Genomic DNA, 20,979 nt, shown 5'->3' with positions numbered 1-20,979 from the left:
TCAGTGAGATTGTATTATGGATAAAAAACTTCTGGCCATGCTGGCCTGTCCGGTTTGTAAAGGTGACCTGAAACTTAATGAGGCCAGAACGGAACTGGTGTGTTATCAGGACGCCATGGCATTCCCGGTCCGTGAGGGAATTCCGGTGATGCTTGCAACGGAAGCCCGCACCCTCTCCACCGACGAGCGCCTTCATAAAAGCTGAGTCACATTTTTCAGGATTGAGCCCCCATGTCTTTTACGGTTGTCATACCGGCCCGCTACGCCTCTACCCGCCTGCCTGGCAAGCCATTACTGGATATCGGCGGCAAGCCGATGATTCAGCATGTGTACGACAGGGCATTCGAAAGCCAGGCAGCCCGGGTCGTTGTCGCCACAGATGACCCGCGTATTTATGAAGCGTGCCAGAAATTTCAGGGTGAAGTCATTATGACATCACCCCATCATGCCAGCGGTACTGACCGGCTGGCCGAGGTTGTTCAGACGCTCGGACTCGACGGGGATCACCGTGTTGTGAATGTGCAGGGAGACGAGCCTCTGATACCGCCACAACTGATTGATCAGGTGGCGGAAAACCTGGAGCGCTACCCGGAGGCTGCCATCTCAACCTTGTGTGAGCGGATACACGATGTGGATCAGGTTTTTAATCCCAATGTGGTGAAGGTGGTTTTTGATCTTGAGGGAATGGCCCACTACTTCAGTCGGGCGCCTATTCCCTGGGCCCGTGATTACTGGGGCGATGTAAGCAAGGACAGTTTTTCTACGTTTAATGCCGGAGCGGCACTCAAGGCGGGTGCCGGGTATTTTCGTCATATAGGCATTTATGGGTACCGCGCCAGCGTCCTTAACCAGTTTGTCAGCTGGGCCCCCGCACCTACAGAGCAGGCCGAATCCCTGGAGCAGCTCCGGGCTTTGTATAATGGTGCCCGGATCCACGTAGAGGTGGCGGCCGGAACACCACCGGCAGGTGTTGATACAGAAGTGGATTTACAAAGAGTCAGAGCCTGGATGGCGGAACGCAACCAGAAAGGAGAGAGCAGTACATGAGTAAACGTGCCAGTGTGCTTTTTGTGTGTCTTGGCAATATCTGCCGGTCACCAACCGCAGAAGGTGTGTTTCGTAAGCTGGTCGAAGATGCAGGGCTACAGGAGCAGGTGTACATTGATTCCTGTGGCACCAGTAACTGGCATATAGGGAAGGGGCCAGACCCCCGCTCACAGGAAGCGGCCAGTAATCGGGGCATTGATATCGGTGGGCTGAAGGCGCGCCAGTTTTCGGAAAAAGATCTGGATACCTTTGATTATGTGGTCGTGATGGATCGCCAGAACCTGGCGGATGTCAAAGACATCTGGCGCCAGAATGGCGGCACAGAGCCCACGCTGTTCCTGGAATACGGAAGCACCGGACTGGCGGAAGTGCCTGACCCTTACTTTGGTGGTGACGAAGGCTTTGAGCACGTGCTGGACCTGATTGAAGAAGCCGGCCAGGGGCTGCTCCGGAACATACAGGAGCGCATGGCGTGAATCCGGCGGCGGAGGTACAGGAGTGGGTTAGCCTCTTCGGACTCAACACCCTCGGTGTCTCCGCGACCGCACGCTATTATATCGAGGTGAAAAGCCTTGATGACTTGCACCGCGCGCTGGCATGGGCGCAGAACCGCGGGTGCAAAACACTGGTGCTTGGCAGTGGCAGCAATCTGGTTTTTTCCGGAGACGTCGATGGTCTTGTCATCCACATGCAAATCCCGGGGCGTTACTGGGAACAGGTTGACGAAACAGGTGCGACTCTGGTGCTGGGTGCGGGTGAAAACTGGCATCAGGCCGTACTGTACGCTGCCGGCGCCGGCTATCGGGGCATCGAAAACCTGGCTCTTATTCCTGGCACCGCCGGGGCTGCGCCGGTACAGAATATAGGCGCTTATGGCGTTGAGCTTTGCGACACCCTGGTCTCGGTCACAGCGCTGGACCGTGAATCCGGGCAAACCTTGCGTCTCGATAACGCGGCGTGTGATTTCACCTACAGAGACAGCGTGTTCAAGCGTTCGCCTGGCCGCTATATTATTACTGAAATCCGGTTAAGGTTATCCCCCACAAAGCCCTTGCAGCTTGGGTACAGAGAGCTGGAAGATTATCTGGAAAGTGCTGCCAGCAAGGAGCTGACCGCCCTGAAGGTGGCCGAGGCAGTGATAGCTATCCGCCGCCGCAAGCTTCCGGACCCCGAGACAATTCCCAACGCCGGCAGTTTCTTCAAAAACCCCGTGGTGCCGGTTGCGCAGTTCAAGGACATACAGTCGCTTTACCCGAAGGTCGTAGGGCATCCCTATAATGGTGCAATAAAGCTGGCAGCTGCCTGGCTGATTGATCAGTGCGGCTGGAAAGGCTACAGAAACTCACGGGTCGGTGTTCATAGTCGTCAGGCATTGGTCCTGATTAACCACGCGGGTGGTTCAGGCCATGAGGTGCTGGAACTGGCTGCGGCAATCCGGGCGTCGGTTCAGAGTCGTTTTGGAGTAACGCTTGAAATGGAGCCGGGCGTGGTTGGTACCTGAACAGGGCTTGTCTAAAGCGCCTGTTCAGGTGGTTAACAAACCCGGGTTACAGGTTTTTCAGCGGTGAGGCCTTGGCAAGATGCGACAAGGCATCACTGATGCTTATATCCTGCTTGTCTGTATCCCTTCGACCTTTGTATTCAAGGGTGCCCGCTGTCAGCCCGCGCTCGGAAATAACGAAGCGGTGCGGAATACCGATAAGTTCCATATCGGCAAACTTTACCCCGGGGCGCTCTTTCCGGTCATCCAGAAGCACGTCATAACCTGCCTGCGTTAATTCCTCGTGAAGCTTCTCCCCGGCTTCCGCCACGCTGGGCGTTTTGTGAGCATTCAGGGTTACGATAACCACCTGGAAGGGGGCAATAGCATCTGGCCAGATTATGCCCTTGTCATCATGGTTTTGTTCGATTGATGCCGCCACAATGCGCGATACGCCGATCCCGTAACAGCCCATTTCCATGGTTACGGTTTTGCCGTTTTCATCCAGAACGGTGGCATTCATAGCGGTGCTGTATTTGTTTCCCAGCTTGAAAATATGCCCGACTTCAATGCCTCTGCGGATCTCCAGGGTGCCCGAACCGTCCGGGCTGGCGTCGCCTTCGACGACATTACGAAGGTCCTCAACACGATCCAGCGGTAGATCACGCTCCCAGTTCACGCCGGTCAGATGATAGCCCTCACGGTTAGCGCCACAGACAAAGTCCGCAAGGTGGGCAGCACTGCGATCCACAATAACCGGAACTGGTAAATTCACCGGGCCAATAGAGCCGGCTTTGCAGCCCACGGCCGCTTCGATTTCTGCATCGGTGGCCATGGTCAGGGGTTCTGCAATGCCAGCCAGATTTTCAGCCTTTATCTCGTTCAGTTCGTGATCGCCCCGCAGTATCAGAGCCACAAGGCCCTCATGGCCTTCTGCATCCGGTTCGGCTTTCACCAGCAGGGTTTTTACCGTGCGGGTTGCATCAATAGCCAGAAACGCTGAAATGGCTTCAATGGTGCGTTGATCCGGGGTTGCAACTTCCTGCAGGTCTTCAGCAGGTGCCGGCCGCGCGCCGGCCGGAGCAACGGCTTCCGCTTTTTCAATGTTGGCGGCGTAACCACTGTCTGTGCTGAATACAATGTCGTCTTCACCGGAGGATGCCAGCACATGGAACTCATGGGAGGCACTACCGCCAATCGCTCCAGAGTCTGCCTGTACCGGGCGGTAATCCAGACCCAGGCGGTCAAAAATAGCGCAATAAGTGCGGTGCATAACCTGGTAAGTATCATCCAGGGAGTCGGCATTCACGTGGAAAGAGTAGGCATCTTTCATGATGAATTCCCGGGCGCGCATGACTCCGAAGCGGGGCCGGCGCTCGTCGCGGAACTTGGTCTGGATCTGATAAAAGTTGGCGGGCAGCTCTTTGTAGCTCTTGAGTTCGTTACGGATCAGGTCGGTGATGACCTCCTCATGAGTGGGGCCAAAGCAGAACTCACGGCCGTGGCGGTCGCTCATACGCAACAGCTCACCGCCGTATTCGGTCCAGCGCCCGGACTCTTCCCAGAGTTCCGCCGGCTGAACGGCCGGCATCAGCAGTTCCTGGGCGCCACTTTTATCCATTTCTTCACGAACAATCCGTTCGACTTTGCGCAGGGTTCTCAGGCCCATGGGAAGCCAGGTGTAAAGACCGGCTGCCAGTTTCCGGATCATGCCGGCACGCAGCATTAACTGGTGACTGACAATCTCCGCATCAGAGGGTGTTTCTTTCTGGGTTGCAATCAGATAACGGCTTGCTCGCATTATGGTTTCCGTTCATTAGTGTTTCATAAAACAGTGGTTTTAAAGTGGCGTTTATTGTACGGAGCCTGTCTCATAAGGTACAGATGGATACTCCGGTATCAGGACAAATAGCCCAGCGGCAGGGCTGTGCTATCAATAACCCGTTTCAGTACAAAGCTGGAGTGTACACCGCTCACGCCTTGAATCCGGGTAATCCGGTTGAGCAGAAAATGGTGGTACTGATCCATATCCGGCACCACAACTTTCAGCATATAGTCTGCGTCGTGGCCAGTCACCAGATAGCATTCCAGAACCTCCGGGTAGTCGGCTACCTGCTCTTCAAACGCCGCAAAGCGCTCGGGGGTGTGACGGTCCATCCCGATCAGGATAATAACCGTGAGGGAAAGGCCAAGTTTTTTGTGATCAAGAACGGCCACGGTGCGCACCAGGATGCCGGATTCCTCAAGTGCCCGTACTCGCCTGAGGCAGGGTGAGGGCGACAGGCCGACTTTTTCCGCCAGTTGCTGGTTGGTGAGAGAAGCGTCTTCCTGTATCAGGGCCAGTATACGCCGGTCGGTTCTATCGATTTGTATGAGTGGTTCTTTGTTTGTAAGCATAAAATTGCCAGAGTTGCCGGAAAATGACCATATACCGTTATTAATCTAGGTTTTTCGCTGTAAATTAGCAATCGTGTGCCCGGATAAACGCGGTAAACTTATTCCAGTCGTTAAAGACATCTGATTCGCTAGGGAGAATATTCACTATGGCTTTTGATCATCGCAAATACACGGCTTTCCGGCCGGTCGCAAAACCTGATCGCCGCTGGCCCGACCAGGTTATCGAAAAAGCACCCACCTGGTGCGCCGTTGACCTTCGCGATGGAAACCAGGCTCTGGTAAAGCCGATGAGTGTTGCCCAGAAACAGCGCATGTTCGATTTGCTGGTAAAGCTTGGATTCAAAGAAATTGAAATCGGCTTTCCGGCCGCGAGTCAGCCGGATTTCGATTTTTGCCGCAAGCTGATTGAAGAGAACCGGATACCTGACGATGTGAAAATCCAGGTCCTGACACAAGCACGCCCGGAACTGATCAAGCGTACCTATGAAGCCTTGCAGGGAGCGCAGCGTGCCATCGTTCACGTGTACAACTCCACCTCAACCGTGCAGCGGGAGCAGGTATTTGGCCTCGACCGGGCAGGTATCCGGGAGATTGCAGTTAATGGTGCTCAGCTCGTCAAAGAGCTGGCCGAACAGTATCCGGATACAGAATGGACGTTCCAGTACTCGCCCGAAAGCTTTACCGGAACCGAGCTGGATTTTGCCGTAGAGGTGATTGATGCGGTGTCGGACGTCTGGCGTCCGGATGAAGGACAGCCTGTTATCATCAACCTGCCGGCCACCGTTGAAATGGCTACACCGAACGTGTTCGCCGATCAGATAGAATGGGTTTGTGACAACATTCGCCGGCGAGAGCATATCAGTATCAGCGTACATACCCACAATGACCGTGGCTGTGGCGTAGCCGCTGCGGAACTGGCCGTTATGGCCGGTGCGGATCGTGTGGAAGGTACGCTCATGGGCAATGGCGAGCGTACGGGCAATATGGATCTGGTCACGATGGCCATGAACCTGTACTCCCAGGGCATTGATCCGACGCTGGATTTGTCTGGCATGGCCGAAATCACCGAAGTTGTGGAAGCCTGTACAGAAATCTCCACCCACCCCCGTCACCCTTACGCCGGGGAACTGGTATTTACAGCCTTCTCGGGAAGCCACCAGGATGCGATCCGTAAATGTCTTGCGCGCAGAAAAGACGGTGACACCTGGAACGTTGCGTATCTGCCCATAGACCCCTCCGATCTGGGGCGTCGATATGAAGAAGTGGTGCGCATCAACAGCCAGTCGGGCAAAGGTGGTGTCGCCTATGTTCTCGAGAGAGACTACAACATCAGTCTGCCGCGCTGGCTGCAGATTGAGTTCAGCAAGGTTGTTCAGGGCGCTGCAGAAACCAATGGCGGTGAGGTGGATTCAATGACCGTTCACAGCCTGTTCGAGCAGCGGTACCTGAAGGTGCACGAGGATTGGGCGCTGCGAGCCTATGATCTGCGCCGGGACGAGGACGGCGTGCATGCCGAGTTCACTTATGGTCGGGAATCCGCGCCTGTTCGTCTTGAAGGGCAAGGACTCGGTGCCGTAGAGGCTGTGTCGGATGCTCTGGAAAAACGCTTTGGGATTGAGGTTGCGGTTGATGCCTACGACGAGTTTGCACTCGGAGAGGGCACCCGGGCGAATGCGCTGGCTTGCATCCGTCTGACGGCGGACGAGCGGCATTGCAGTGCTGCAGCGCTGGCCGAGGATACCACCTCCGCGACTTTGCAGGCTCTGCTTTCAGCAGTGGCCCAGGTGGTTTCCGGAGATGAGGTAAAAGCAGGCAGTGAAGAAAGCGCAATAACCGCCTGAATAAAAACAACAAGCCGGCAGTGATGCCGGCTTGTTGTGTACTCCTGTGCCCGTGAGGGGCAGAGGGCAAAAAGGTAACCTCATACCGGGGTTACATTTTCTGCCTGTGGACCCTTCTGGCCCTGTGTCACGGTAAATTGTACTTGCTGGCCTTCGGTCAGAGTGCGAAAACCACTGGCATTAATGGCACTGTAGTGTACGAAAACATCACTACCACCATCCTGAGCAATAAAGCCGAAGCCTTTGGCTTCGTTAAACCACTTTACGTGGCCGGTTTTTGTATCGGACATGAATCTTTCCTGTATTCTTATGATTTGCCCTCACGGGGCACTGCAGACTTTCCGCAGCAATTTCAGTATAGACCGACTTTTTGGGGCGTCAAAATATTACTGATGCAGCTGGTCGTTTATCTCTTCAAGGATTGACGGGTCGTCAATAGTGCCCGGAACGGAATACGCCTCGCCGTCGGCAATCTGGCGGATGACCCTTCGCAGAATCTTGCCGGATCGGGTTTTGGGCAGACGGTCGACCACCAGCGCTCTCTGGAAACAGGCAATGGCGCCAATGTTCTCGCGAACCATTTCCACAAGTTCTTCTTCCAGTTCGTCATGATCGATAGTGGCGCCGTCTTTAATAAGTACCAGGCCCAAGGGAACCTGGCCTTTCAGGTCATCGTGTGCGCCTACGACGCAGCACTCGGCCACGGCCGGGTGCGAAGCAACAACTTCCTCCATCTCGCCGGTGGACAGGCGGTGTCCGGCCACGTTGATGACATCGTCTGTGCGGCCCATTACGAAGACATAGCCATCTTCATCTATAAATCCGCCATCCCCGGAACTGTAAAAACCGGGAACAGGATTGAGATAACTGTCCTGGAAACGCTGATCATTTTCCCAGACGGTCATCAGACATCCCGGGGGAAGTGGCAGTCTGACCGCTATCTGACCCTGCTCTCCTGCCGGCAGCTGGCTGCCACCCGGGTCGACCACCTGTACGTTATAGCCAGGTGAGGGCACGGTTGCCGAACCGGGCTTGGTCGCCAGTGTTTCAATGCCAACCGGGTTGCAGCAAATGGCCCATCCGGTTTCAGTCTGCCACCAGTGATCGAGCACCGGGAGTTGCGTGTGCTCCCTGAGCCAGTCATACGTTGGTGGGTCCAGGCGCTCCCCGGCGAGAAAAATGCGCCTGAGCGAGCCTGTGTCGTAAAGCTGTAACTGGTCGGCTTCCGGGTCCTCTTTACGCACGGCGCGAAAGGCCGTCGGGGCGGTAAACAGCAGGTTTACGTTGTGGTCCTGAACGACTCGCCAGAAGGCGCCGGCGTCCGGTGTACGTACGGGTTTGCCTTCATAGAGAATGGTTGTGCAGCCGGCAAACAGAGGGGCGTAAACGATGTAGCTGTGACCTACCACCCAGCCCACATCAGAGGCCGCCCAGAAAACGTCGCCCGGTACAGCGTCGTACACCAGCTTCATGCTGTATTTCAGTGCCACCGCATGGCCGCCATTATCCCGGACAACCCCTTTGGGCTTGCCGGTGGTGCCCGAGGTATAAAGTATATACAGCGGGTCGGTTGCGTTTACCGGAACCGGGTCAGCAGGGTCAGCGCCTGCGACCAGTTCTGTCCAGTCAAAGTCCCGGCCATCATGCAACTGGGCCTGCGCCTGGGGGCGTTGATAGACAACACAGAATTCAGGTTTGTGGGTAGATTGCTCAATGGCTTTATCCACCAGAGGTTTGTACTCGATGACCTTCGCAACCTCGATTCCACAGGAAGCTGTGATCACCGCTTTTGGCCGCGCGTCCTCGATGCGCACGGCAAGTTCGTGTGCCGCAAAGCCACCAAAAACCACGGAGTGAACTGCTCCGAGCCGAGCGCAGCCAAGCATTGCTATAACGGCTTCCGGGATCATTGGCATGTAAATAACAACCCGATCGCCTTTGGTGATTCCCCGGGCGGCCAGCGCACCGGCAAAACGGGCCACCTCCGCCGTCAGCTCATTGTATGTATAACTGCGTTTGGCGCCTGTGACCGGTGAATCGTAGATGAGGGCTTTCTGCTCGCCCCGGCCGGCTCGAACGTTTGCGTCCAGAGCAATATCCGAGGTATTCAGGATGCCATCAGGAAACCAGTCGCCGTGGCCGTTATCGGTTGCCTGCCAGATGGTTTCGGGTGCTTTAATCCAGTTAATGGCGCCCGCCTGGTCTCGCCAGAACTCTTCCGGGTGGTCAATAGAACGCCGGAACTCTGCGTTGTAGCCCATACGTCTGCCTCTTTGTGTCTTTTGTTATTTCTGTTGTTGGTCAGACTAACTTTAGGCGCTTTGAGGTGACGTTCCAGTAGACCATTGGATAAGTGGGAAGGGGCTTACAACCAGGTGTTATCAGGGCTGACAGTTTTAACCTCGGCTGAGAGGCTGCCACTTGCTACGCTGGCGGTAATCCGGTCACCCACAGCAACGTCGGGGGCGTTTCGGAGAATGTTGCCTTGCTCATCGCGAATGATGGCATATCCACGCCCGAGCGTGGCGAGGGGACTTACAACGTTGAGGGTTCCCGCCGTATGCTCAAGTTTTTCCTGACGTGCTGCCAAAAGGCTTTGCATGGCTTTTTCCAGCTGCAGAGTGCTGCGCTCAAGCAATTCACGATGGTTTGCCAGTTGCTTGCCGGGCGATTGTAAGCTGAGCCGTTGTAGCAAATGAGTGCTGCGTACCCGGGAGCGTTCAATATGTTCGAAGACGGACTTGCCAAGACGCTGCTCCAGGTCGTCAAGGCGCTGGGCTTTTTCCAGCAACTCCCGACGGGGATCGCGCAGGCGTGCCGTAATGTGTTCAAGGTGGGTATGCAGTCGCTGAAGTGCCCGTCGGGCTGCATTTGTCAGGCGGAGTTCGCGATCCTTGAGTTGCCGTAGCAGATCCTGTTGGTCAGGTGACACCTTTTCAGCGGCTGCAGAGGGTGTGGGGGCGCGAAAGTCCGCCACAAAGTCGGCGATGGTAATGTCCGTCTCATGTCCGACCGCGCTGACGGTCGGGATGGGGCAGGCCGCGATTGCCCGCGCCACAGATTCTTCGTTGAAGCACCAAAGATCCTCCAGTGAACCCCCACCGCGACCTATAATCAGCACATCGGCGGCGCCGTGTGTTTGCGCAAGTTCAATAGCCCGTACAATTTCAGCTGTGGCCGGCTGCCCCTGGACTGTTGTGGGATAAAGGGTGACAGGTATCGCCGGACAGCGTCGCGACAGAACGGTCAGTATGTCGTGAATGGCTGCGCCGGTAGGGGAGGTTACAACCCCAATATGGGTGGGGAGTGCCGGCACCGCCTTTTTACGTTCAGGTGCGAACAGACCTTCTGCATGCAGTCGCCGCTTCAGCTCCTCAAACGCCTGCTGCAAAGCACCCAACCCTGCAGGTTCCACGTGCTCAACAATAATCTGAAAATCGCCACGATTCTCGTACAGGGTCACTTTGCCCCGGATACGGACTTTGTCGCCCTCTTTGGGTGGGGTACGAACGTGACGGTTCATGCCGCGGAACATGGCGCATCGTACCTGGCATTTACGATCTTTCAGGGAAAAGTACCAGTGACCGGACGACGGGCGTGAGAACCCGGAAAGCTCGCCCTCAACCCAGACTTGCATAAAGCTGGATTCCAGCAGGTGCCTGGCCTGACGGTTGAGTTCACTGACAGACAGGGCCCGGGGCCGGACATCCTGAAGTACGTTGTTCACCAGATAACTCCTGACCGGCTTATACGCAATAGCCGAAAAATGTAAGTGTAAAGTGCCGGAATTTCAGATAGATGCACTATCAGGCGATGAAATGCCTGGTTTACTGGCCTGCAACACCTCTTTATAATAGGCCGATTACGTATTTTACTTTGCTGTAACACTCTTGCGGTGTCGAACGGAAAGTATAAATTTAGCACGTTCAAAGGGCCTATCCCAATGCTGCGAATTGCCGAAGAAGCTCTCACTTTTGATGATGTTCTGCTGGTTCCTGGTTATTCCGAGGTTCTGCCTCATCAAGTGGACCTGCGCACTAAACTGACCCGGGGAATTACGCTCAATACGCCCCTGATATCGGCCGCCATGGATACAGTGACCGAAGCTGAACTGGCGATTGCCATGGCACAGGAAGGCGGCATCGGCATCATGCACAAAAGCATGAGTGTTGAGCAACAGGCGGCAGCTGTACACAAGGTTAAAAAGTTTGAAAGCGGTGTGGTTCAGGATCCGGTAACGGTTCGGCCACAGAACACGGTTCGTGAGCTGGTCGAGATCACCATGGCCAACAACATTTCCGGCCTGCCGGTTGTTGATGAGAACGAGCTGGTGGGTATTGTGACCGGTCGTGACATCCGTTTTGAAAGCAGCATGGATACGCCGGTTCACGAGATCATGACGCCAAAGGACAAGCTCGTTACCGTGCAGGAAGGCGCAAGTCTGGATGAAGTCAAAGAACTGCTGCACCGTCACCGGATTGAAAAAGTGCTTGTGGTGAATGCCGACTTCCAGCTTCGGGGTCTGATCACTGCCAAGGATATCCAGAAATCCAAAGATTATCCGCTGGCCAGTAAAGACAGTCACGGCCGTTTGCGGGTTGGTGCTGCAGTCGGCACAGGCGGCGATACGGAAGCGCGCATTATTGCTCTGGCCGAGGCTGGCGCAGACGTGTTGGTTGTGGATACGGCGCACGGCCATTCACGGGGTGTGGTTGAGCGTATCCGCTGGATCAAGCAGCACTACCCGGACCTTCAGGTTATTGGAGGCAACATTGCCACCGCCGATGCCGCCATCGCGCTGGCCGATGCTGGCGCCGATGCAGTGAAAGTAGGCATTGGTCCCGGGTCCATCTGTACAACCCGCATTGTGGCGGGTGTCGGTGTTCCGCAGATCTCCGCCGTATCCAATGTTGCAGAAGCGCTGAAAGATCGCGATGTGCCTCTGATTGCTGACGGCGGCGTCAGGTTCTCCGGCGACATTGCCAAGGCTGTGGTGGCCGGAGCTCACTGTGTAATGATCGGCAGCCTGCTCGCCGGCACCGATGAGGCGCCCGGGGAGATTGAGCTCTACCAGGGACGCAGCTATAAAGCGTACCGTGGCATGGGATCGTTGGGTGCCATGGGGCAGGGCTCCAGCGACCGTTACTTCCAGGATGCAAGCAAGGGCATTGAAAAGCTTGTGCCGGAAGGCATTGAAGGTCGCGTTGCCTGTAAAGGGCCGATGCGGAACATCATCCATCAGCTGGTTGGCGGGTTGCGTGCAGCCATGGGGTACACTGGCAGCGCAAACATCACAGAGATGCGTACCACGCCGCAGTTTGTCCGTATTACCGGTGCCGGCATGCGTGAAAGCCATGTGCACGATGTCACCATCACCAAAGAAGCGCCAAACTACCGCGTCAGCTGAGTGCAGACAAACCGGGCGCGGCTCTGAGAAGAGTCGCGCCGTTTATATTTTGAGGAATCTATGGCCCACAACATTCATGACCACCGCATCCTGATTCTGGATTTCGGCTCCCAGTACACACAACTGATCGCGCGCCGGGTGCGTGAGATTGGCGTGTACTGCGAAGTTCGCGCCTTCAATATCACAGTTGACGAACTGAAAGCCTTCAACCCCAAAGGTATTCTGCTGGCGGGTGGTCCTGAGTCTGTGACCGAGCTGGGTGGGCCACGGGCACCGCAAGGATTGTTCGATCTTGGTATTCCGGTACTGGGTATCTGCTATGGCATGCAGACCATGGCTGAGCAGCTGGGCGGACGGGTCGCCAGCTCTGAAAAACGTGAGTTCGGTTATGCACAGGTGAAGGTACGCGCCAAAAGTCCGTTGCTGCAAGACATTACGGACCACCTGACAGCGACGGGCGAGTCCCTGCTTGATGTGTGGATGAGCCACGGTGACAAAGTGGCTGTTATGCCTGAAGGTTTTGAATTGCTGGCGTCTACAGAGAGTGCACCTGTGGCGGCGATGCAGGACGTATCGCGGAATCTTTACGGCCTGCAATTTCACCCGGAGGTGACGCACACCTTGCAGGGCAAACGCATCATTGAGCACTTTGTTCTGTCTATCTGTGGCTGTGAAGCGCTATGGACGCCCGCCCGGATTGTTGATGACGCAGTTCAGAAAATCCGCGACCAGGTGGGTACAGACAAAGTCCTGCTGGGGCTCTCCGGCGGTGTTGACTCCTCGGTCACCGCTGCGCTGCTGCATAAGGCCATTGGGGATCAGCTCACCTGTGTATTTGTTGATAACGGACTGCTGCGCCTGAATGAAGGTGACCAGGTCATGGATATGTTCAGCAGCAGTATGGGTGTAAAGGTGATTCGCGCCGATGCCGAAGAGCGCTTTCTCCGTAACCTTAAGGGCATCAGCGACCCGGAGCAGAAGCGCAAGGTGATCGGCAATACCTTCATTGATGTATTTGATGAAGAAGCGGTGCGCATTACCGATGTGAACTGGCTGGCCCAGGGCACAATTTATCCGGATGTAATCGAATCAGCAGCATCTAAAACCGGAAATGCTCATGTCATCAAATCCCACCATAATGTGGGAGGGCTTCCGGAAACCATGAAGCTGAAGCTGGTAGAGCCGTTGCGGGAATTGTTCAAAGACGAAGTGCGTCGCATTGGCCTTGAACTGGGCTTGCCTTACGACATGGTTTACCGTCACCCATTCCCGGGGCCGGGGCTGGGTGTGCGCATTCTGGGTGAGGTTCAGAAAGAGTACGCAGATATTCTGCGCCGGGCGGATGCCATCTTCCTGGAAGAGTTACACCGCGCCGACTTTTATCATAAAACCAGTCAGGCCTTTGCCGTATTCCTGCCAGTAAAGTCCGTAGGTGTCGTAGGAGACACCCGCCGCTATGAGTGGGTCATTGCGCTGCGCGCTGTGGAGACTGTCGATTTCATGACCGCTCGCTGGGCCCACCTGCCGTACGAACTCCTGGAAACCGTGTCTAATCGCATAATTAACGAAATCAGCGGTGTATCGCGGGTTACTTACGACGTGTCCTCCAAGCCCCCTGCAACGATTGAGTGGGAGTAGGGAAGCTCCAGACAAGGCGATTAACCACCCGCATCGGTAGATAGTCCTGCTAAAGTGACCATCATGACTTTCGAGCTGATCTGTGTTTTGGTCTTGTTGGCAATCGCCGTTGGTTTGTTCACCCGCAACCGCCCGTCCGTGGATGCTGTTGCGGTTATTATGCTGGTGGCGCTGCCGTTAAGCGGAATTCTGACCGTTCCTGAGGCGCTTGCGGGCTTCAGTGATCCAAGCGTGATTGTGATTGCCGCCCTGTTTGTAATTGGTGACGGTCTGGTGCGTACCGGAGTCGCCTACCAGTTGGGCGAACTGCTGATGCGCCATGCGGGCCAAAGTGAAGCCCGTTTGTTGGTGTTGCTGATGCTCACTGTTGCGGGGCTTGGTGCCATTATGAGCTCCACCGGCGTGGTGGCCATTTTTATGCCTGTTGTACTGAGCATTGCCGCCCGGCTGAAAATTCCGGTGAGCCGCTTGATGATGCCATTGAGTTTTGCGGGCCTGATCAGCGGTATGATGACACTGGTTGCCACTCCGCCCAACATGGTAGTACATAGTGAGCTGGTACGCAGCGGTCTGGCGGGTTTCAGCTTTTTTGCCTTTGCTCCCATAGGGCTCGTTGTGTTGGTGCTGGGTATCGGTTACATGCTGCTGACCCGTCGCAGGCTCGCCTCCGGAGTCATCGAGGCCAAGGCCCATGAATTCCGTCATGGCGTCCTTGATCTGGTTAGAGAATATAACCTGACAGAGCGTCAGCGCTGCCTGCAAGTCAACAGCAACTCTCCCCTGGCAGGCAGAATGCTGAACGAGCTGCAGCTGCGTAAGGAATTCGGGATAAATGTGATCGCGGTGGAGCGGCAGGGCCGCTTCCGCACTTTGCTGCTTGGCGCCACCGGATCGACAGAGATTCACCCTGGCGACTGCCTGCTGGTCGACATGGCCAGCCCGAGCAATGATTTTGTCGAGGATTTCAGCGGGTTGGAGCTGCAACCCGTTGTCCAGGTGAAAAATCATTTTGTGCGACATCAGCGGCAACTCGGCCTTGCCGAGGTTATGGTGCCTTCTGATTCGTCCTTTATAGGGAAAACCATTCAGCAACTGGCGTTTCGTAGCAAGCACAAGCTGAATGTTATCGGTCTGCGCCGCCAGCGACAGGCGTTGGATGGCGTCCTCGTTGCGGAAAAACTACAAGCGGGGGACACCTTTCTGGTTTCTGGAAACTGGGCGGATATTCGCCGCTTACAGGGACATAGCCGCGACTTTGTGGTGTTGACCCTGCCGGCGGAAGTGGAAGATGTCGCCCCCGCTCTCAGCCAGGCACCCTATGCGTTATTGAGCCTCACCGTTATGGTTTTCCTGATGGTGACCGGCCTGGTGCCCAATGTGTTGGCAGCATTGGTCGGCTGCCTGCTTATGGGGCTATTTCGCTGCGTTGATATGACCAGTGCCTACAAAAGCATCCACTGGCAAAGCCTGATTCTGATCGTAGGCATGTTACCCTTCGCTCTGGCCCTGGAAAAAACCGGTGGTATTGATCTGGTGGTAGCAGGTTTGCTGTCAGTTCTCGGTAGTGCCGGGCCTCACGCCATTCTGGCCACGCTGTTTTTGGTCACATCATTCATTGGTTTGTTTATTTCGAATACCGCCACTGCGGTGTTGATGGCGCCGGTCGCAATTGCCAGCGCACAAGCCCTGAGCGCTTCACCTTATCCCTTCGCAATGACTGTTGCCATCGCTGCCTCGGCGGCCTTTATGACGCCGATTTCGTCTCCGGTGAATACGCTGGTTCTGGGCCCTGGGAACTACCGCTTCATTGACTTTGTTCGTATCGGCGTGCCATTCACGGTACTGGTGTTGCTGGTGACCGTGGTGATGGTACCCCTGTTGTTTCCCCTGTAAACAGGCCTGCACCATCATCAGCTTTCAGGACTTTTCTTTGAAGTCGTCCTATCATCAAAGGGACGCAGAAAAGGAGAAGCAATGAAAACGCATTACGAACTCTCAGGTTATTTGCAGAAGCGGGGAGTGCTGAAGTCTCCCGGACTTATCGAAAGCTTCAACACGATTGACCGCAAGGATTTCGTGAGCCCGGGACTGGAAGCGGAAGCTTATGAGGATCACCCGCTTTCCATTGGCTCCGGCCAGACCATCTCCCAACCTTATACCGTTGCTTTTATGCTGGAGCTTTTACAGTTAAAAGAAAACGATCGTATTCTGGATATTGGCTGTGGTTCGGGCTGGAGTACAGCGCTTCTGGCCCAGGTTGCCAAATCCGGTTCGGTGACCGGGGTTGAACTGGTTCCCGAGCTTTTGGAGCTGGCACGACACAATCTCGACAAATACTCGTTTACCAATATCAGGTTGGAGTTAGCCGGCGAGGCCCTTGGTATTCCAGGGCAGGTGTTTGACAAAATTCTGGTATCTGCCGCTGCCGACGAACTTCCGCAAGAATTGATCCTGCAGCTTGCCCCTGGCGGCCTCATGGTGATACCCGTCCGGAACGACATGGTTGTGATCCATAAGCGTGAAGACGGCAGTATTGAGCAGAACCATTTCCCTGGTTTTCGTTTTGTACCGCTTATCTATTGAACTCAATCAACCGGTCAGTTGCCCCGGTTGCCGTTGTGTGAGCGCTTGCTTGCGGAAAAGATAGTAATTAATTACTATCAATGTAGTGAGGGCTGTTTATAAGGGAAGGTGCAATGACTCAGGGGAAGTTTCGCAGTAGAAAAGTATTTGCGCTGGCTGGTCTGATAGTCGGCATTGCTGTGCTTGCACTTCTTGTTTTCTTTGCCGAAGAGCCCGAGCGCAGCGAAGCAAACTCCCGGCCACTGCATTTGAATGTCATTGATGTGCAATCCATGCCTTTTGTGCTGAGCGCACGAGGTTTCGGGCTGGCGCGTCCGGTACAGACCTGGCAGGCCGTAGCAAACGTTTCGGGTCGGGTCGTTGAGCGTCATCCCCAGCTCAACAGCGGTACCTTACTGCCCGCGGGCACACTGTTGCTGGCACTGGATCCCAGCCGCTATGAGCTGGCCATTGCTGAGACAAAAGCGGAACTTGCATCACTGGAAGCCGAGCAGGCCCAGCTTGAGGTAGAAGTACAAAATACCCGTCATTTGTTACAGCTGGAAAGTGAGCGGTTGCAGTTATCCGAAAGTGAACTTGAGCGCATTGAGCGCCTGCTCAAAACCGGCGCTGTGTCCAGATCGCAATTTGATGATCAGCGCCGTGCAACCCTGGCGCAACGCCAGCAAGTGCAATCTCTGGAAAACCAGCTTTCCGTCCTGCCGTCGAAACAACAGTATCTTGAGGCTCAGATTCAACGGGTGAACACACGCCTGGAGCAGGGGCGTGAGGACCTGGCCGATACACGGTTTACAGCCCCTTACGATTTGCGTGTGCGCGATGTTGATGTGGAAGAGTACCAGTTTGCAAGCCAGGGGCAGTCGCTTTTTCTGGCGGATAACATTGAGCAGGCCGAAATTGAAGCGCAGGTGCCGCTGGCCATGTTACGCAGGCTGATGACTGCGGTGCTGGTGCCCGTTGATCCCCAAGAGCCGGTTCTGGATATCACCGAGCGCATGGATTTTTCGGCCATTCAGAGTGAGGTAAAGCTGACCGGGTTCCCGTCGGTGAGCTGGCCCGCAACCGTAACCCGGGTCGCCAGTGGACTGGATCCCGCGACGCGCAGCGGGCGGGTGATTGTAAAAGTAGATGAGCCCTACAGCATGACCCATGTGTCTGAGCGTCCGGCGTTGCAGCGTGATATGCATGTTCAGGTAACGTTTTCTGCAGACAGTCCACAGCCACTTCTGGCAATTCCATCCTCCGCTGTGCACCAGGGAGAAGTTTACCTTCTGGATAACGACCACCTGTTGCAGCGGCGCCCGGTAACAGTTGCTTTCGAACAGAATGGTCTCGCAGTGATTGCGGAGGGACTGAGCCCCGGAGAACAGCTGATCGTTGATGATCCTGCGCCTGCAGTCACTGGCACCAAGGTTGTGCCGCATCGTGACGAGGCTTTGGAGCAGCGCCTGCGGGAGCTTGCACAGGGTGCAGCCCAATGATTCGCTGGTTTGCTGCACATCCGACGGCCGCCAACCTGCTGCTGATACTGCTCCTGGCTGCAGGCTTGTATACGGCGCCAGGTCTGAAACGGGAAACCTTTCCGGATTACCGGCCAGTTGAGGTCAGTGTTGATGTGGTCTATCGCGGAGCCAGCGCCAGGGATGTAGAGGATGCGGTGTGCAGGCGCTTGTATGATGCCGTCAAGGGTGTTGAGTTTCTCGATGAAATGGAATGTGTTGCACAAGATAACCTGGCCCGGGCCATTGTTTCCATGGAAGCGGCCGGCGACGCCGTCCGGTTTCTGAGTGATATTGATACCGAAGTCAACGCACTGACTGACCTGCCGGCACGAGCGGAGCCGCCCGTAGTGCGGGAGCTTCACCGCAGTGATCTGGTGGCGGCAGTTGCCATTCATGGTGATGTTGCGCCCAACCAGCTTGAGGATTATGCGCTGCAGCTGGAGGAGCGCATCATGGCGCTGCCCGGTACGGCTGAGGTAAAGCTGCAGGGACTTTCCCAGCGCCAGTGGCAGGTCGAGGTCTCCCGGGCGGTGCTTGCACAGTATGGGTTATCTGCCCGTGACCTCGCCCTGCGACTCAGGCAGCAAAGCATCGATGTTCCCCTGGGAATTCTGGAAACACCCGAGCGTGATATTTTGCTGCGATTTACCGATCAGCGGCGCAGCCTGAAAGAGCTTGCGGACCTGGTGGTGGTTTCTGGCAGCCGTGGTGGGGAACTTACTCTGGGTCAGATCGCGACGCTGCGGGAAACCGGGGAACAGCCAGAGGCGCAGATCCACTTCAATAATCAGCGTGCAGTGGTGCTGGAGGTCAGCAAGACCCTTCGGGATGACTCGCTGAACGTGCTGCAGGAGCTGACCACGTTAGTCGAGGCAGAACGCGAACGCCTCGATGGACCGCTGCAGCTTACTCTTACCCAGAATATGACCCGCATAGTGCGCGATCGACTGCAGATGCTTGTCAGTAATGGGATTGCCGGGCTGGCATTGCTGATTGTGGTAATGGCGCTGTTCTTCCGCCCACGCCTGGCGCTCTGGGCAGTGCTTGGTCTGCCGGTCGCATTTGCCGGCGCCTTCTTTGTTATGAGTCTGGTGGGGCTCTCGCTGAACATGATTACACTGGTGGCTTTGTTGATGGCGATTGGTATCGTCATGGACGACGCCGTTGTGATAGCCGATAACATTGCAGTTCAGGCCAGAGCCGGTGCTTCACCTCTGGAGTCTGTGGTAGCGGGAACCCGGCAGGTTTTGCCGGGGGTGCTGTCCTCGTTTCTGACAACCGTGTGGGTGTTTGCGCCTCTTGCCTTTCTTGTGGGCGAACTCGGGGCCGTGCTCAAAGTGTTGCCGGTGGTGCTGATTGCAGCTTTGTTTGCCAGTCTTGTAGAAGCGCTCTGGATATTGCCGCATCACCTCAGGGGCAGTGTGCGCTCGCTGCAGGCCGATAAACAGTCCCGTTTCCGAACGTCCTTTGAGCGCCATTTCGGCGCCCTTCAGGAGCGGGTTGGCAAACTGGCCGACAGGGCGGTGAGCTGGCGCTATGCAGTGCTGGGCGCAGTGCTGTTGATTCTGCTGGGTACCGCAGGGTTTATGGCAGGCGGGCATGTAAGTACAGAAGCCATGCCGGATCTTGACGGCGATACGCTGGAGGCCCGGATACTGTTGCCCCAGGGTACACCGTTATCACGCACCGAGAAGGTAGCGGCGCGGGTGTCAGACGCCATGTGGCAATTAAACGACGAGTATACCCCACAGCAGCCGGATGAAGCTCCGCTGGTCGATGCCATTCAGGTGCGCTTCAATTATAACCCCAGTGCCCGGGAGGCAGGCAGTCACGTTGCAACGGTGATGGTTGACTTGCTGAACGCTGAGATTCGAACCATGACTCTGGATGAGTTAACGGAGGCATGGCGTGAGAAAATCGGCAATATTCCCGGGCTTTCAGGGCTGATTATTCAGGAACCGGGTTTCGGGCCTGCAGGCATTCCCATAGAGGTTCGCCTTCAGGGGGCGGAACTCGGAGACCTTAAAGTAGCCGCACAGGAGGTAAGCCGTTATCTGGCGGGCTACGATGCTGTGTACAACATTATTGACGATCTGCGTCCGGGTAAGCCCCAGCGAGCCTTTACCCTGAAAGAGGGTGCACTGGCATCCGGATTAACAGCAGAAATGGTTGCGTCACAGTTGCGGGCGGCGTTTCTGGGGGAAATTGTTGACACGCAGCGAATTGGTCGTCGCGATGTAGAGATCATGGTGCGTCAGACCAGGGACGACAGAGCCAGCCTGGATGACCTGGCTGAGCAGACTATCCTGCTGCCTGATGGCCATCAGGTGCCGCTGGAAGTGGTTGCTGATGTGCAGGAGCAGCGGGACTGGGGAATGATTACCCGTATTGACGGGCAGCGTACTGTGACCGTGCAGGCAAATGTGGATGCCCGCGAGGCAAGCGCTCAGGCCGTCGTCAGTGACATGCGCCGCAAATGGCTGGCGGAATTCGAGCAGCGCCACCCGAATATTACCGTCGGTTTTGAGGGCCAGGTAGCACGCTCAGCTGAAACCGGTGGCTCTATCAGGCGTGGCCTGGTTATTGGTCTGTTGGGTGTGTTTGTAATCCTGTCTTTCCAGTTCCGCAGTTATGCAGAGCCGCTGATCGTTATGCTGGCGATTCCACTGGCGTTTGTGGGCGCGCTTTGGGGGCATGTTCTGCTGGGCTGGTACATTTCCATGCCCTCGATGATTGGTGCGGCGTCCTTGGCGGGGATTGTGGTAAACGACTCCATTCTTCTGGTTCAGTTCATCAAGGAACACCGCAGCAAAGGGATGAGTGCCATTGTAGCCGCCGGCCAGGCCAGTCGTGACAGGTTCCGGTCCATACTGATTACATCGACAACCACTATTGCGGGGCTGCTGCCTTTGCTCGCAGAGACCAGCGTTCAGGCCGCGGCCATCAAGCCATTGGTGATCTCTGTCGTATTTGGTTTGTTAACAACAACCGTGCTTGTGCTGGTGATGATCCCGGCGGTATACGTGCTGTTTGACGACTGGGGCTGGACCCGGGGTACGTCTGCCGGGGCTGAGTAATGCATAA

The 20,979-nt window shown here is 55.8% G+C and carries 16 protein-coding genes; 11 read left to right on the top strand and 5 right to left on the bottom strand.

All coding sequences use genetic code 11. The features are described from left to right. Positions 1–16 precede the first annotated feature (16 nt). From FFI95_RS08660 to murB, 4 genes are read left to right on the top strand one after another with little or no spacing between them, the layout of a single operon-like run. The gene (locus FFI95_RS08660) at positions 17–205 is read left to right on the top strand and encodes a Trm112 family protein (protein WP_144822020.1); all 189 of its coding nucleotides are present in this window, start codon (positions 17–19) and stop codon (positions 203–205) included. Positions 206–231: 26 nt separating this feature from the next. Continuing rightward, on the top strand, positions 232–1,047 hold the full coding sequence (gene kdsB, locus FFI95_RS08655; protein ID WP_144822019.1) for a 3-deoxy-manno-octulosonate cytidylyltransferase: 816 nt from the start codon (positions 232–234) through the stop codon (positions 1,045–1,047). Then, complete coding sequence (locus tag FFI95_RS08650) at positions 1,044–1,523, top strand: low molecular weight protein-tyrosine-phosphatase (RefSeq protein WP_144822018.1); 480 nt, start codon at positions 1,044–1,046, stop codon at positions 1,521–1,523. Before kdsB ends, FFI95_RS08650 begins: the two co-directional genes overlap by 4 nt. Then, a complete protein-coding gene (gene murB / locus FFI95_RS08645) occupies positions 1,520–2,548 on the top strand; it encodes a UDP-N-acetylmuramate dehydrogenase (protein ID WP_144822017.1) in 1,029 nt (342 codons plus the stop codon). The genes FFI95_RS08650 and murB overlap by 4 nt, the downstream gene beginning before the upstream one ends. Positions 2,549–2,594: 46 nt before the next feature. Here murB and FFI95_RS08640 read toward each other — a convergent pair whose 3' ends face one another. Both FFI95_RS08640 and FFI95_RS08635 read right to left on the bottom strand, forming a co-directional pair. Next, on the bottom strand, positions 2,595–4,328 hold the full coding sequence (locus tag FFI95_RS08640; protein ID WP_144822016.1) for a proline--tRNA ligase: 1,734 nt from the start codon (positions 4,326–4,328) through the stop codon (positions 2,595–2,597). 98 nt (positions 4,329–4,426) lie between these two features. Further along, on the bottom strand, positions 4,427–4,924 hold the full coding sequence (locus FFI95_RS08635) for an Lrp/AsnC family transcriptional regulator (RefSeq protein WP_144822015.1): 498 nt from the start codon (positions 4,922–4,924) through the stop codon (positions 4,427–4,429). Positions 4,925–5,070: 146 nt separating this feature from the next. Between FFI95_RS08635 and leuA the strand changes: the two genes are divergently transcribed. Beyond that, on the top strand, positions 5,071–6,765 hold the full coding sequence (gene leuA, locus FFI95_RS08630) for a 2-isopropylmalate synthase (RefSeq protein ID WP_144822014.1): 1,695 nt from the start codon (positions 5,071–5,073) through the stop codon (positions 6,763–6,765). 80 nt (positions 6,766–6,845) lie between these two features. On the opposite strand, the gene FFI95_RS08625 is transcribed toward leuA, so the two are convergent. The 3 genes from FFI95_RS08625 to xseA all read right to left on the bottom strand — a co-directional run bounded on the left by FFI95_RS08625 (position 6,846) and on the right by xseA (position 10,492). Beyond that, positions 6,846–7,055 (bottom strand): cold-shock protein, encoded by a 210-nt coding sequence (locus FFI95_RS08625; RefSeq protein WP_144822013.1) that lies wholly within the window; start codon positions 7,053–7,055, stop codon positions 6,846–6,848. 96 nt (positions 7,056–7,151) lie between these two features. Continuing rightward, a complete protein-coding gene (locus tag FFI95_RS08620) occupies positions 7,152–9,026 on the bottom strand; it encodes a propionyl-CoA synthetase (protein ID WP_144822012.1) in 1,875 nt (624 codons plus the stop codon). A gap of 104 nt (positions 9,027–9,130) precedes the next feature. After that, the gene (gene xseA, locus FFI95_RS08615) at positions 9,131–10,492 is read right to left on the bottom strand and encodes an exodeoxyribonuclease VII large subunit (protein WP_144822011.1); all 1,362 of its coding nucleotides are present in this window, start codon (positions 10,490–10,492) and stop codon (positions 9,131–9,133) included. Positions 10,493–10,708: 216 nt separating this feature from the next. Between xseA and guaB the strand changes: the two genes are divergently transcribed. From guaB to FFI95_RS08585, 6 genes are all read left to right on the top strand, one after another. Beyond that, positions 10,709–12,172, top strand: a complete 1,464-nt coding sequence (gene guaB, locus FFI95_RS08610) for an IMP dehydrogenase (protein ID WP_144822010.1) — start codon at positions 10,709–10,711, stop codon at positions 12,170–12,172. A 60-nt stretch (positions 12,173–12,232) separates the two neighbouring features. Beyond that, positions 12,233–13,810, top strand: a complete 1,578-nt coding sequence (guaA, locus tag FFI95_RS08605) for a glutamine-hydrolyzing GMP synthase (protein WP_144822009.1) — start codon at positions 12,233–12,235, stop codon at positions 13,808–13,810. A gap of 63 nt (positions 13,811–13,873) precedes the next feature. After that, positions 13,874–15,703 carry an SLC13 family permease gene (locus tag FFI95_RS08600; RefSeq protein WP_144822008.1) on the top strand — a complete coding sequence of 610 codons (1,830 nt, stop codon included), beginning with the start codon at positions 13,874–13,876 and terminating at the stop codon, positions 15,701–15,703. 81 nt (positions 15,704–15,784) lie between these two features. Then, a complete protein-coding gene (gene pcm, locus FFI95_RS08595; RefSeq protein WP_144822007.1) occupies positions 15,785–16,393 on the top strand; it encodes a protein-L-isoaspartate O-methyltransferase in 609 nt (202 codons plus the stop codon). 113 nt (positions 16,394–16,506) lie between these two features. Beyond that, positions 16,507–17,874 (top strand): efflux RND transporter periplasmic adaptor subunit, encoded by a 1,368-nt coding sequence (locus FFI95_RS08590; protein ID WP_144822006.1) that lies wholly within the window; start codon positions 16,507–16,509, stop codon positions 17,872–17,874. Then, positions 17,871–20,972 carry an efflux RND transporter permease subunit gene (locus FFI95_RS08585; protein WP_144822005.1) on the top strand — a complete coding sequence of 1,034 codons (3,102 nt, stop codon included), beginning with the start codon at positions 17,871–17,873 and terminating at the stop codon, positions 20,970–20,972. The genes FFI95_RS08590 and FFI95_RS08585 overlap by 4 nt, the downstream gene beginning before the upstream one ends. Positions 20,973–20,979: the final 7 nt, after the last annotated feature.

Source organism: Marinobacter piscis (genome assembly GCF_007671655.1).
In the GTDB taxonomy this organism is placed as follows: Bacteria; Pseudomonadota; Gammaproteobacteria; order Pseudomonadales; family Oleiphilaceae; genus Marinobacter; species Marinobacter piscensis.
This window is presented reverse-complemented; position numbering and strand designations above follow the sequence as displayed.

Excerpts from the sequence above, each read along its gene's own strand:
- FFI95_RS08600 (WP_144822008.1), top strand. The coding sequence starts at position 13,874 with ATGACTTTCGAGCTGATCTGTGTTTTGGTCTTGTTGGCAATCGCCGTT.
- guaA (WP_144822009.1), top strand. The coding sequence starts at position 12,233 with ATGGCCCACAACATTCATGACCACCGCATCCTGATTCTGGATTTCGGC.
- FFI95_RS08625 (WP_144822013.1), bottom strand. The coding sequence starts at position 7,055 with ATGTCCGATACAAAAACCGGCCACGTAAAGTGGTTTAACGAAGCCAAA.
- guaB (WP_144822010.1), top strand. The coding sequence starts at position 10,709 with ATGCTGCGAATTGCCGAAGAAGCTCTCACTTTTGATGATGTTCTGCTG.
- FFI95_RS08650 (WP_144822018.1), top strand. The coding sequence starts at position 1,044 with ATGAGTAAACGTGCCAGTGTGCTTTTTGTGTGTCTTGGCAATATCTGC.
- FFI95_RS08640 (WP_144822016.1), bottom strand. The coding sequence starts at position 4,328 with ATGCGAGCAAGCCGTTATCTGATTGCAACCCAGAAAGAAACACCCTCT.
- FFI95_RS08660 (WP_144822020.1), top strand. The coding sequence starts at position 17 with ATGGATAAAAAACTTCTGGCCATGCTGGCCTGTCCGGTTTGTAAAGGT.
- FFI95_RS08620 (WP_144822012.1), bottom strand. The coding sequence starts at position 9,026 with ATGGGCTACAACGCAGAGTTCCGGCGTTCTATTGACCACCCGGAAGAG.
- FFI95_RS08635 (WP_144822015.1), bottom strand. The coding sequence starts at position 4,924 with ATGCTTACAAACAAAGAACCACTCATACAAATCGATAGAACCGACCGG.
- FFI95_RS08585 (WP_144822005.1), top strand. The coding sequence starts at position 17,871 with ATGATTCGCTGGTTTGCTGCACATCCGACGGCCGCCAACCTGCTGCTG.
- kdsB (WP_144822019.1), top strand. The coding sequence starts at position 232 with ATGTCTTTTACGGTTGTCATACCGGCCCGCTACGCCTCTACCCGCCTG.
- FFI95_RS08590 (WP_144822006.1), top strand. The coding sequence starts at position 16,507 with ATGACTCAGGGGAAGTTTCGCAGTAGAAAAGTATTTGCGCTGGCTGGT.
- leuA (WP_144822014.1), top strand. The coding sequence starts at position 5,071 with ATGGCTTTTGATCATCGCAAATACACGGCTTTCCGGCCGGTCGCAAAA.
- pcm (WP_144822007.1), top strand. The coding sequence starts at position 15,785 with ATGAAAACGCATTACGAACTCTCAGGTTATTTGCAGAAGCGGGGAGTG.